Origin of the sequence: Photorhabdus temperata, assembly GCF_025384845.1 — a bacterium.
Lineage (GTDB): Bacteria > Pseudomonadota > Gammaproteobacteria > Enterobacterales > Enterobacteriaceae > Photorhabdus > Photorhabdus temperata.
The window spans coordinates 33,309-45,400 of sequence record NZ_JAJAFX010000022.1 but is presented as its reverse complement, the minus strand read 5'-3'; the positions used below and the strand labels follow the sequence as shown (position 1 = coordinate 45,400).

At 38.1% G+C, this 12,092-nt stretch carries 9 protein-coding genes and 1 pseudogene; 7 read left to right on the top strand and 3 right to left on the bottom strand.

From position 1 onward, the window contains the following. Positions 1 to 16: 16 nt before the first annotated feature. The 3 genes and pseudogenes from LGZ99_RS10395 to LGZ99_RS10385 all read left to right on the top strand — a co-directional run. A pseudogene (locus tag LGZ99_RS10395) lies at positions 17 to 112 on the top strand (IS5/IS1182 family transposase); the annotation flags it as partial. Between the two features lie 756 nt (positions 113 to 868). After that, positions 869 to 1,306: a DUF2946 domain-containing protein gene (locus LGZ99_RS10390; protein WP_262979093.1), complete on the top strand. Its 438-nt coding sequence runs from the start codon at positions 869 to 871 to the stop codon at positions 1,304 to 1,306. Positions 1,307 to 1,460: 154 nt separating this feature from the next. After that, positions 1,461 to 3,542, top strand: coding sequence for a TonB-dependent copper receptor (locus LGZ99_RS10385; RefSeq protein WP_262979092.1), 2,082 nt, complete (start codon positions 1,461 to 1,463; stop codon positions 3,540 to 3,542). 73 nt (positions 3,543 to 3,615) lie between these two features. Here LGZ99_RS10385 and LGZ99_RS10380 read toward each other — a convergent pair whose 3' ends face one another. From LGZ99_RS10380 to LGZ99_RS10370, 3 genes are all read right to left on the bottom strand, one after another. Further along, positions 3,616 to 4,410 carry a glycoside hydrolase family 16 protein gene (locus LGZ99_RS10380; protein ID WP_023045963.1) on the bottom strand — a complete coding sequence of 265 codons (795 nt, stop codon included), beginning with the start codon at positions 4,408 to 4,410 and terminating at the stop codon, positions 3,616 to 3,618. Between the two features lie 292 nt (positions 4,411 to 4,702). Further along, entirely contained in the window at positions 4,703 to 5,977 is a 1,275-nt protein-coding gene (locus tag LGZ99_RS10375; protein ID WP_036839391.1) for a bifunctional O-acetylhomoserine aminocarboxypropyltransferase/cysteine synthase, read from the bottom strand. A 95-nt stretch (positions 5,978 to 6,072) separates the two neighbouring features. After that, positions 6,073 to 6,513 carry a hypothetical protein gene (locus LGZ99_RS10370; protein WP_023045961.1) on the bottom strand — a complete coding sequence of 147 codons (441 nt, stop codon included), beginning with the start codon at positions 6,511 to 6,513 and terminating at the stop codon, positions 6,073 to 6,075. Positions 6,514 to 6,901: 388 nt separating this feature from the next. On the opposite strand from LGZ99_RS10370, the gene LGZ99_RS10365 reads away from it, so the two are divergent. The 4 genes from LGZ99_RS10365 to LGZ99_RS10350 all read left to right on the top strand — a co-directional run bounded on the left by LGZ99_RS10365 (position 6,902) and on the right by LGZ99_RS10350 (position 12,076). Beyond that, complete coding sequence (locus tag LGZ99_RS10365) at positions 6,902 to 8,260, top strand: MATE family efflux transporter (protein ID WP_023045960.1); 1,359 nt, start codon at positions 6,902 to 6,904, stop codon at positions 8,258 to 8,260. 478 nt (positions 8,261 to 8,738) lie between these two features. After that, a complete protein-coding gene (locus tag LGZ99_RS10360) occupies positions 8,739 to 9,998 on the top strand; it encodes an SPM autocatalytic domain-containing protein (RefSeq protein ID WP_051769487.1) in 1,260 nt (419 codons plus the stop codon). After that, a complete protein-coding gene (locus LGZ99_RS10355; protein WP_021324772.1) occupies positions 9,958 to 10,551 on the top strand; it encodes a tetratricopeptide repeat protein in 594 nt (197 codons plus the stop codon). Before LGZ99_RS10360 ends, LGZ99_RS10355 begins: the two co-directional genes overlap by 41 nt. Positions 10,552 to 11,329: 778 nt before the next feature. Next, the gene (locus LGZ99_RS10350) at positions 11,330 to 12,076 is read left to right on the top strand and encodes a Slam-dependent surface lipoprotein (protein ID WP_036839390.1); all 747 of its coding nucleotides are present in this window, start codon (positions 11,330 to 11,332) and stop codon (positions 12,074 to 12,076) included. Positions 12,077 to 12,092: the final 16 nt, after the last annotated feature.

Sequence of the window (12,092 nt, the reverse complement as noted above, 5' to 3'; positions counted from 1 at the left end):
TGATTGAGCATAATTTGATGAACAGGTTTATCGGGACCGTAATGTTCTCGAACGCTGTTTCGGTTTTCTTAAAGGAGATCGGCATATTGCAATACGCTACGAGAAAACAGCATGAAACTATCTGTCCATGGTGAAATTTAGCTGGATATGATAATAATGAATTTATATATTAAATAATTGAGATTAAAAATGTTACCTGATGTAATTGTCACTGTGCTGGTTTTACTTGTTTGTGTGTTTTTAATTAGAAAATTAAGTAAGATGAGACAACGTAATGAATCAATTATAATTGTTAGTATAATAATCTTCACAGGAAGTACGAGTGAGATCGTTCATAAGATTAGGTCTCGTTGTTCCATTGGGCTAGATTGTAACTGGCTTGATTTTGTTGTTTTTGGCTCAATAATGTTAACAGCGGTAGCCGCTTTATTTATATCATTTTTCAAGCAAAGTAATTAACACTTTATTGAGAAATCTGGAATATCTACGCTGGGTGCTACATCAACAAGGTTCCTGATGCCATTTTTTCTTAGTAATTTATCGATAATATCGGTGACGGATTAATTCTGGAAAATGCAGGAATTAACCTATAATCCTGTTACACAATTTTTTGACCAGTCGATGATCAGCTAATGTGAGTCTGGCTTGTTGGATGCAATTTCACCAAACTGTTCATGTTTTGAAGTCGTTACAGGTAAAAAACCAAAGAAATTGTACGGAAACATCAAATTTTGTCGCCAAAGCGACATTCCTGCATAAAGTGTTTTAACATTTGACTGTTAAATACGTACAATCCCCTCCCTGAATGTGTTCTCTACAGAATAGGCTTGGTTTGTCGCTGATCCAGATTTACACATCGCGGAGCCGCTTGTCAGCCTGGCTTGGTATATTCGCGATATTGATGTTGTCCATTGCACCAGTGATCTCCCGGTCACTGGAACATGCGCGCATTGGTGAGTCTCATTCATCGAGAGTGGCCGATTGTCATACGGTGATGTCATCTGACGATGATATGCCCAAGGATATGTCTCATTCTGACATTTCTTCTGCATCACCGGGCACTACCCATCATGATGGAATGCAGATGGGTATGCATGCTGGTGGCGGCATGTCAATGCTGGATGATATTGCCTGTGGATACTGCGTCTTTCTTATCCATGTACCGATGCTGGATTTGGCGAATACACCGTTATTCTGGTCAACTTCGCTGACTTCACGGTCACCACCGGTTCAACCTGTAACTCTCCTCCTTGCGCATTTCATCTTTTCTGATTCGTTGCCTCGCGCTCCGCCTGAACAGATCTAATTTCATCGGTTTAAACATAATAAAACGCTTTGTCCCGCTAATTTCTTAGCCAGGAAAAGTTTGCTTATACCAAAAACTGTTTGGTTGGATTCTATAACGTATTCCGCTTTTGATAGCAATATCGCTTCGGAGCGCGGATGCACATTAAGGAAAGATGATGTTTGAAAAAAATTCTTTTTATAAAAAAAATACGCTGGCCCGTTGTATTAGCTCAGCAATGCCGCTTTTTCTGCTGGCTGCTTTTAATGGATATGCGGCTGAAATCACATCAGATTCGCACGATCATGCGAATGGCCCAAAAACCAATGATGGCGATGTGATTACCGTCACTGCACCTTTATATTCACCTTTGACGATTGTCACTTCACCAAAAACACCTCGTCAGCCAGTTCCGGCAAGTGATGGCTCTGACTATCTGAAAACCATACCCGGTTTTTCACAAATCCGTAATGGAGGCACCAATGGTGATCCGGTATTTCGGGGAATGTTTGGTTCAAGGCTTAAGATCCTGACTGATGGCGCAGAAATGCAAGGGGCTTGCCCTGGCAGGATGGATGCGCCTTCATCTTATATTTCACCGGAAAGTTATGATTTGCTGACACTGATTAAAGGGCCTCAAACCGTGTTGTGGGGGCCAGGTGCTTCCGCCGGGACCATCAGGTTTGAGCGTGAACATCCTAAATTTAATCAGCCGGGGGTGAAGTTCAATGCCAGCGGGTTGACCGGTTCAAATGGTCGTTGGGATGGCAATGTTGATGCCAGTGTCGGCAATGAATTGGGATATTTACGTTTAATGGGAAATACCTCCCGTTCACATGATTATAAAGATGGCAGTGGGTATCGTGTCCCTTCACGTTGGGATAAGTGGAATAGTGATCTGGCGCTGGGGTGGACGCCGGATAAAGATACGTTGCTCGAATTGACCGCCGGGAAAGGTGATGGAGAAGCCCGCTATGCGGGGCGTAGTATGGATGGTTCACAATTTAAACGTGAAAGCCTCGGCGTGCGTTTTGAGAAATCTAACCTCGGTGAGGTCCTTGATAAGGTTGAAGCCCAGGTTTACTACAACTACACCAACCATATTATGGACAATATCACCTTGCGTTCTCCGAACATGAGTATGCCTTCTTCAACCTGTAAGCATATGTGTGGCATGCACATGAATATGAACAGCGGTATGTCGATGCAACTGGATCGCCGTGTCGTGGGAGGAAGAGCTATGGGCACCTGGCTGTGGCAAGATTTCAAGCTGGAAAGTGGTGCGGATACTCAAACTAATACCCATCGTAATAAATCAGGCAGCGTGTGGCAAAAGGATGCTCAATTCCGTAACTATGGTTTGTTTGGCGAGTTGACTTGGTACGCCACAGAGCAGAGCGAGTTGATAACCGGTGCCCGTCTTGATCGCAGTCTGGTGAAAAAATTTGCCGGCAATAGCGAAAAAGAACGAAATGATACTTTGCCAAGTGGTTTTATGCGTTTAGAGCATACTGTCGCTGATGTTCCGCTGATGTTTTATGCCGGTATTGGTTATACCGAGCGCTTCCCGGACTACTGGGAGCTATTTTCGCCTAAACTCGGTCCGGCAGGCAGCGCCAGTGCTTTTGATGGCGTGAAAAGCGAAAAAACTACCCAGCTTGATATTGGGGCGCAATATACGGGAGAACGCTTTAATAGCTGGGTGTCAGCTTATGTAGGGCGTGTGAATGATTTCATTTTGTTTAGATATAGCCCAACCAATGCCCGCATCAGCCAGGCTGATAATGTTAATGCCAATGTTATGGGTGGAGAGATGGGCTTTGGCTATCAACTGACAGATCATTGGAAAACGGATGCCAGCCTTGCTTATTCCTGGGGTGAAAATACCACGGATAACAAGCCACTGCCTCAGATCCCACCTCTGGAAGCCCGTTTCGGATTGACTTATGAACGTGGTGATTGGAGCAGTACCGGTTTGTGGCGATTGGTTAGCAGCCAGCATCGGATTGCTGTAGATCAAGGAAATGTTGTCGGCAAAGATTTTAAAGACAGTCCGGGCTTCGGCGTGCTTTCTGCAAACGTCGCCTATAAGATCAACAAAAATGTTAAAGTCAGCACAGGTATCGACAACATTCTGAATAAAGAATACAGCGAACACCTCAACCTTGCAGGTAATAGCACCTTTGGTTATTCATCAAACACCTCAGTAAATGAACCGGGCAGAACGATATGGGCTAAAATGAATGTAACATTTTAATGAAAAAATGGCGTCCAGTAACTGGACGCCAATACTTGTTTAATATTCAAGGCAAATAATACAATAGGGATTATTATTTCTTATTACCTATATACGGATAAACTTTCACATAATCAACATCGAATGTGGCGGTTGTTTTATTTATCGGATCGTAACCCTGAGCTGGATAACTTCGCGGTACTTCAGAACTTAAAATAATATATTGATTTGCGATTGAAATGGGGACTTGCTCCAGACCAGACAAATATTGAGGAACATCATCAACATAAAATGTGTAACCATTTGGTGTCCATGCCACAGCAAATTTATGGAATTTACCATCAGCAAGTTTACTCATAGACGATTTCTTTGACCATTGTTTATGAGCGCTGCCATAACCATTCCAGTGAATAGCATGATTATATTGATCTTGTTTAGCTTCAGCTAAGTGTTCAAATATATCAATTTCGACGCCTGATTTTTCTGCACTAGTCAGATCCTTACCCATTGTCGGTGACTGTACCCAGAATGCGACCTGATTACCTTCGGCACGGTTAAATCTGACAGCGGCTTCCCAATAGCCATATGACTGTAGGAAACTTTTTTGTGTTGAAATCATGCCGCAATAATTTTGTAGCTTGCCAGAAGAACTATCAGAATAGGTTTTTATGGTTAAATATCCATCCCGTACAATAACTGCTGATTGAGTATTAATACAATTATTTCTGACACCCAAACCACGGTAATCCCATTTTTGGGTATTGAGTGTTGTGCCATTGAAATTATCTTCGAATGATGGCGTGGGGCTAAATTCATTTGGGATTTTTGCCGAAGCGTACCCGCAGAACAATGAGCTTAATAACAACATATAGGCTAGCTGAACTTTCATCTATTTTCCTTGTATTTTTTGACGTGAATAGTTGACACTTGGACGTTTTTACACGTTTTTACACGTTTTTACACGTTTTTGTAGGGATAAGTCACTTTATCGAATATTAGCGACAGGGTGACCGATTTAATTTGTTATCCCCTGCTTTTTGTTTTAGTTGGTGAAAATGAAAGGAAATAAAAATCAGCAACATTGATTAAAGGAAAATAATTGAAATAGATACAGTAAAAAAATAGTTATAGCTGGTGAATACAACCCCGTTCATCAGAACGGGGTATATTGTAACGCTAGATTATTTCGATGCATCCAGAGCTTGGGCAAGATCGGTAATAATATCATCAATATGTTCAATACCGATTGACAGGCGGATCATGTCGTGTGGTACACCTGCTTTAATTAACTCCTCGTCATTTAATTGGCTATGAGTCGTTGAGGCTGGATGGCAGGCGAGTGATTTTGCATCACCAATATTGACCAGGCGCACAATCAATTTTAACGCGTCAATAAATCGGGCGCCGGATTCCTGTCCGCCTTTAATACCAAAGGAAAGAATGGCTGATGGTTTCCCACTCATATACTGCTGTGCCAGTTCATGTTCCGGGTGGTCTGGCAATCCTGCATATTTCACCCAACTAACTTGAGGATGATTTTGCAGGTAATGAGCTACTTTCAGGGCATTTTCAGTATGACGCTCCATTCTTAATGCCAGCGTTTCCAACCCTTGCAAAATAAGGAAAGCATTAAAAGGCGATAACGCGGCACCCATGTTACGTAACGGTACAACACGGCAATGACCGATAAATGCGGCTTTACCGAACTGCTCGGTATAGATGACGTTGTGATAAGAGGGATCCGGGTTATTCAGGATGGCAAAGCGTTGCTTGTGTTTTTCCCAAGGGAAATTACCGGAATCAACAATGATGCCGCCAATAGTAGAACCGTGTCCTCCCATGTATTTGGTCAGGGAGTGAATAATAATATCGGCGCCATGCTCAAAGGGCCGGCAAAGCGCAGGTGTGGCAACGGTATTGTCAACGATTAAAGGAACGCCATGACGGTGAGCCACTTCTGCGAACTTTTTCAGGTCAACAACATTACCTGCCGGGTTACCAATGGATTCACAGAATACCGCTTTGGTCCGGTCATCAATCAGTAATTCCAATGCTGCAATATCATCATGGTCGGCAAAGCGTGTTTCAATACCGAACCGGGGCAATGTGTGAGCCAGCAGGTTATAGGTGCCGCCATATAACTTGGCAACAGATATAATGTTATCCCCGGCTCCAGCAATGGATTGAATAGCGCAGGTGACAGCAGCCATACCGGATGCGACCGACAATGCAGCTATCCCGCCTTCAAGTAAAGCAACCCGTTTTTCCAGTACGTCATTAGTCGGGTTCATAATGCGGGAATAGATATTTCCCTCGACCTTTAAATCAAACAGATCGGCACCGTGTTGAGTATTATCAAATGCATAGGATGTTGTTTGATAAATAGGGACAGCAACGGCTTTGGTGGTTGGATCGGGTGAATATCCGCCGTGGATCGCAAGAGTTTCTGGTTTCATTTTCGGTCTCTTCTCTATATCGGTAAGATTACATGTATCTTTGATGAATAGATGTAAGCGGCTTTTATCAAAACTACAGCTCCACTTACTGCCGTTCACAAGGAATTTAACTTGTACATTTGTTTGATTGATGAACCGTCGGAATAGATATCTATCAGCTTAAGGGAATTTCCAGTGATAGAAAATGTGATTTTTTCGTCATTTTCTTCAATTCTCCAACAGCCAATGTTATCGACGTTATTGGAAGCCCATGCGACATGATCGCCATTTAAGTGACATTTAGCTTTCCACAGGGAATTATCACTGGGTCGAATATAGTGCATATACGCCATCTTATCGTTATCCCCAGAAGATATCTTGATGATTTCTGTCTTTTGACTAAATAGGATAGATGCGGTTGCCTGGCAAATTTGACCAAGCTGAGGATGAATTTGCACCGTAGTTTTGACAGGTTGAGAAGCCGTTTTATCGGTTGAAGTTGTGTAAAGCCCCATCGCTAGTATCGCTAAAACAATAAAGATTTTATTATTAGACATTATATTTCCGCTAATTCTTTATTAATCAAATAAATAATTTAAAAATGTTACTAACTCAGTGATATATCGGGTGTCGCTATTTTTTAATTATGTGGACATTATCACAAAAAACAGAAGCTACTTAAGTCGAGTAACATTAACTATTAAAATGGAAAATGAGAACAAAAGACTTAAATAAATATCTAATCTTTTAGAAAGATCACAAAATTTCTTGTGAAGTAGTTCGTTTTCGTTAGGTTACTTGATTTATTTTCCTCTATTTCCTGAACAAAAATAGAGGGTATGCCCATAATTTTAAATTTTTTAAAATTTTTCTGCATGATTTTAGTTATAATTTATTGTTAGTATGATCAACATTGGAGCTAATCAATAAATTAACGGTATTTTTATGTCTAAATTTTCAAACTGGCAGGAATTAAGACAACTGTTCTTACTTTCTTTTCCCATCATTATTGCGCAAATAGCACGTACTGCAATGGGTGTGGTTGATATAGTGATGTCTGGTCACTATGCTACCGCTGATTTAGCGGCAGTAACGTTAGGAAGTAGTATTTGGTTCCCTATATTTGTATTGGGATACGGGACTATTATCATGCTCGCGGCAGATGTCGCAAAGCACAAAGCGCAAGGTAATGAAGAAGGGGTCAAAGAAAGCCTTAGAAATTATTTGTTTCTATCGATGATACTTTCAATACCAATAATTTTATTATTAATGTTAATTAGCGAACTATTTTCGTTTATAGGCTTAGATGATGATATTTTAGCTATCACACGGGGCTATGTTCTTGCTATGGCATTTAGTGTTCCCGGGGTGATGATATTTAATGTTTTTCGTTCATTTTTGCAAGGCTTAGAAGACACGAAAGTCGCTATGTATCTATCTTCTGGTGCCTTATTACTGAATATACCGTTAAATTACATGCTTATTTACGGGAAATTTGGTTTGCCAGAAATGGGCGGTATTGGTGCGGGTATTACAACGGCAATTATTAATAACCTAAGTGCTGTATGTTTAGTTGTTTATTTTTTACTGAAAAAGGAATATCGGCGATATCGGTTTCGTTTAAAATTCCCAAAATATCAAGATTTACTGAGGACTTTTTATATTAGCATTCCTAGTGGATTGGCTTTCTTTGTTGAAATGGTTTTTCTCGATGTGGTTGCTGTGTCCGTCGCACCTTTAGGCACTCAAACTGTTGCCGCACATAATATTATGCTTAATATCGTCACTATCATTTACACCGTCATCACAGGATTTTCGACCGCGACGACCGTAAGAGTGGGCTCCTATATTGGGCAGAGAGATAGGACATCATTAATGGGTGTTATAAAAGTTTCGATTTCTTTGATATTATCTGTCTCTGCAATTTTTGGCTTTATAATATATTTTTTCGCGGCGCCATTGATTGCACTCTACACTAACGATGATTCAGTTATAATAATTGCACTTAGCCTGGCTTTTCTATTCTGTTTTTTCCAGTTCTTCGACGCCTTTCAGGCCTCTTTAGCGGGTATTTTGCGTGGTTTTCATGATACCCGATCGGTATTTTACGCGCCTTTATTTGGCTATTGGTTAGTTGGTTTACCACTAGGGTTTGTTTTGGCTTTAACAAACTGGGTAACCGATAGCATGGGGATTGTAGGATTTTGGTATGGTTTGGTTTTAGGTCTTTTTGTCAACTCTATTTTACTGTCTATTATATTAAAGGTGAGGACGAGAACGATAGTTTCTCAATTAACTTCTTAATATGTATTATGATATTTTAGGGTATATTATATTCACTGTGATTTTAGATTATCTCTTACGAGTCACTTTTATGGTGACTCGTGTCTATATTTCCTGGTTATTATTATCATCTGTGATTATCAATCTTTATTGTCTAAATGATTATTTTTATAGCAAATGGATTTTTTAATGTTTTTATTTGGATTTATAGTTGGCTAATAAATTAAATGATTTATTTATAGGATGTTTATTTTCTTATTATGGAGTAATTTAAAATTTATTGAAGACGATTGGATGATAATAGAATCGTTATTCGGAATAAATATAAGACATATAGGACTTATTGTTTTAATATTAATAAGTCTGGCTATTTCTACTTGCAGGAAATTTGGTATGGTAAATTTATTTTGAGCTATAAATTATGAAGTGATAAATAGTTATTTATAATATTTCGTCAAAAAACTATTCTTTTAAAGAATAACCTAAGGACTAAAGAAACATGTCAAAAATGAAAAATTATACCCCTAAGCATTATGTTGTTAAGAAAATAGAAGATATGTCTATAACTACACAGATAGACTCTCTGGATCAAGCTATTTATTATCCTAATTCAGTCACTATCCATGCAGCCCCAAGAGGATCAAAATTAAAGGATGGCTCTGAATCAAAGTTTGGTCATGTTTTTATGACGGTAACGGGTTTTAATGATAATACCGATAGATTTGAATCTATCACTATAGGGTTAAGTATTGGAGATAGTGTTTGGACGCCAAAGGACAATATTTCTTACAATGATCGTATTGATTATCCAGAAGCATCTAGTCTAACAATTATATCAGGAAATTATCCACATTATCAAAACGTGACCAGACTTTACCAAACAGTTAAAGATTATAAAGAAGGTAAGATAAAGCCTCCGGATTATCATATCGGGGCTTTTAACTGTATTCATTTTGTTAAAGAGTTGGCTAAAAATGCTGGAATAAATTTGAGCTTGTCTTCAACTCCTAATGGTGTTGCTGAATACATAAAGCATATTGCTGATGGATACAGAACACCAATAGTGATAGATCTCAATGGAGATGGTGTTAAGACAATTTCCATTGATTCAGGTATCGAATTTGATTTTGGAGGTAATGGCGATAAAACTAAAACTGGTTGGGTAAATGAAAATGATGGTTTATTGGTTATTGATAAGAATAATGATGGTATAATCAACAATGGAAGTGAGCTATTTGGAGAGGAGACCATACTTTCTTCTGGTAAGAAAGCGAAAAATGGCTTTGAGGCTTTACTGGATTTAGACTCTAATAAAGATGGTGTGTTGGATGCTAATGATTTATTGTGGTCTTCGCTAAAGATATGGCAAGATAAAAACCAAGATGCTTATACAGACCAAGGCGAATTGAAAAGTATGGAGGAGGTTGGAATTGAGTCCATTAATTTGGACTATGGAGAAATTGAACATTTTGATTCTGAAGGGAACTATCATGGCTTAGCGTCATCTGTTAATTGGAGTGATGGTAGAAATACAGATATTATTGATATTTGGTTTAAACAAGGGGAAAATAGGAATTATTCTCAGGATAATGAAATTAATAAATTAATCAACCAGAGGGAAAACTTCACAGCTAAAAATGAAGATATTATTCCTGAAAATATTCAAAATGATCTCATTCAGCCACAGAATATCCCAGTAAATAATTTAGGACAATATCATGAAGTATATTATTTTGATGATGGTTTTATTGGCTTCTAATGTATATGCGGAAAATATAGAGAAATATATTCCGAAAACGGTGTTTACAGGAATGAATTATGAGGATAAGGAAATCACTTTGAAAACACCTAGAACCGTTGAAGAGTTCCATAACTTAGAAAAACAGGCAGAGAAAGGGAGTGCGGATGCCAATTTTCTGTTGGGGAGACTATATAGTGATAGTGCATTAGCAAGATCTGAAAGAAATTATCAAATGGCTAAATATTATTATGAGAAAGCTTTAGGCTTGGATAAAAACCATATGTTGGCTTTATATTGGTTGGGTGGCACTTATACATCTGGAGATAGTGACAAACAGGATGCAAAAAAGGCAATAGAACTTTATGAAAGAGCAGGAAGTTTGGGGTTTATAAAAGCATATAACAATATAGCTGTCACTTACTTACATGGTGATGGTAATGTTCTACAAGACTTAGAGAAATCGAAAATATATTTTCAGAAAATGGCTGATATGGGAGATAACGAATCTAAATATATTTTAGAGCATTGGGACATAATACTGATACAGCAAGGATACAAAGAGCCTGAATGATGTTTATATCAGCCTAAACGCTATCTGACCTACGTAAATTCCCTACCAAAAGGTAGGGAATTTTATGAACTTATGTAAATAACTTATTCAATTCTTTCATATAAGATAAAAATAGTATCAATATTGTCATTTGAAAATTTATTTCATAAAAAATTTTCATTGTGAATAAAAATTTACTTTTTAAATTTATGGTTATTAAACCCATTATAAGAGGGAGATAATGGTGTAATGATATTTTAATTCGTGTTGGTAATATATCTATTTTAGTGGTTTTAGTAAATAATATATTAGTGAAAGTTTTATGTAAATTATATTTCAATTCTTTATAATAATTTATTCCTATTTAAATCAATAAGATAAATTATCTTTTATTGATTTTTGTTTTAAATTGTTAAATGTTTTTTGATTAATTTTGGATCACTAATTGGCATTATATTAGTTACGCATAAAATAGTAATGTGAAAATTAATTTCAAAATAAAATTATAACTAATGAATATATTACTGTGTATTAATTTTTTTACACTTATTATTAGTTTTATCCACCTAAGATTACTTCCCTTATTATACTAAGGTTATGGTAAATATTTATTTAATAATTAAATGGTTAGGTGTATTTATTGCCATTTTATACAAGTTCACATAATAATTTCATGATAATGATTATCATTTCATTTTTTATTAAAAGTACGTTAATATGCGCGGCAGTCTTCGGACGGTACTAAAACTATGTAATAAGCAATCTCTAACATTTAATTAGTTAACATAAGGAATATGCTATGAACAAAGTTAAAGTGTTAATTGCAGTATTAGGTACATGTGGATTAGTAACACAAGCAATAGCTGCGCCTGGTTCTGGACAAACCCAAAGTTTTAATCCTAAGAATCAAAGTATTACAGTCGGTGTAACTGAACCGCGTGGTGGTGGTCATCCGACCCCAGGTGGGGAGCCTGGAATTGGGGTGCAATCTGTTGCTAGAGGTCAAATTACCAGCTTTGCAAGTCTTGCTCGTTATGTCGAGGCGGATGCGAATGGCATTCATAAGATTTCTGTGCCTGGATCGAGTAGCCATAAAGGCATGGGGGTATTTAACTTTAGCAAAGTGGCTAATGCTGATGTCTATTTTGGTGAATGGTCACAAACCGGTCAGGTACACGATAAGACTCATACTGCCTATTATTCCGGTAAAGACGTGACAACCAATTTACCAACTGGTGGCATAGCGACCTATACAGTTAAAGGGATTAACCAATATAGTGGCAGCAATGCTCTGCAAGGGACATTCACTGCTGATTTCGGCCAGAAAAGACTTTCTGGTTCAATAGCGAATAGCGCATTGACTGTTGGTATTGATTCCAGAATTAGAGCAGATGGCTCATTTGTGGGTAGGGCAACCGCTGGAAATGTTGTCGGTACAAACAACGGTCACTTCTTTGGTGATAATGCGTCGAGTTTAGCAGGTGTGGCTAAATTTAATTCGGATCATAGTAAAGATACCGCCTTTGGTGGGACTAAAAATCCATAATATGAGCTTGTATTGA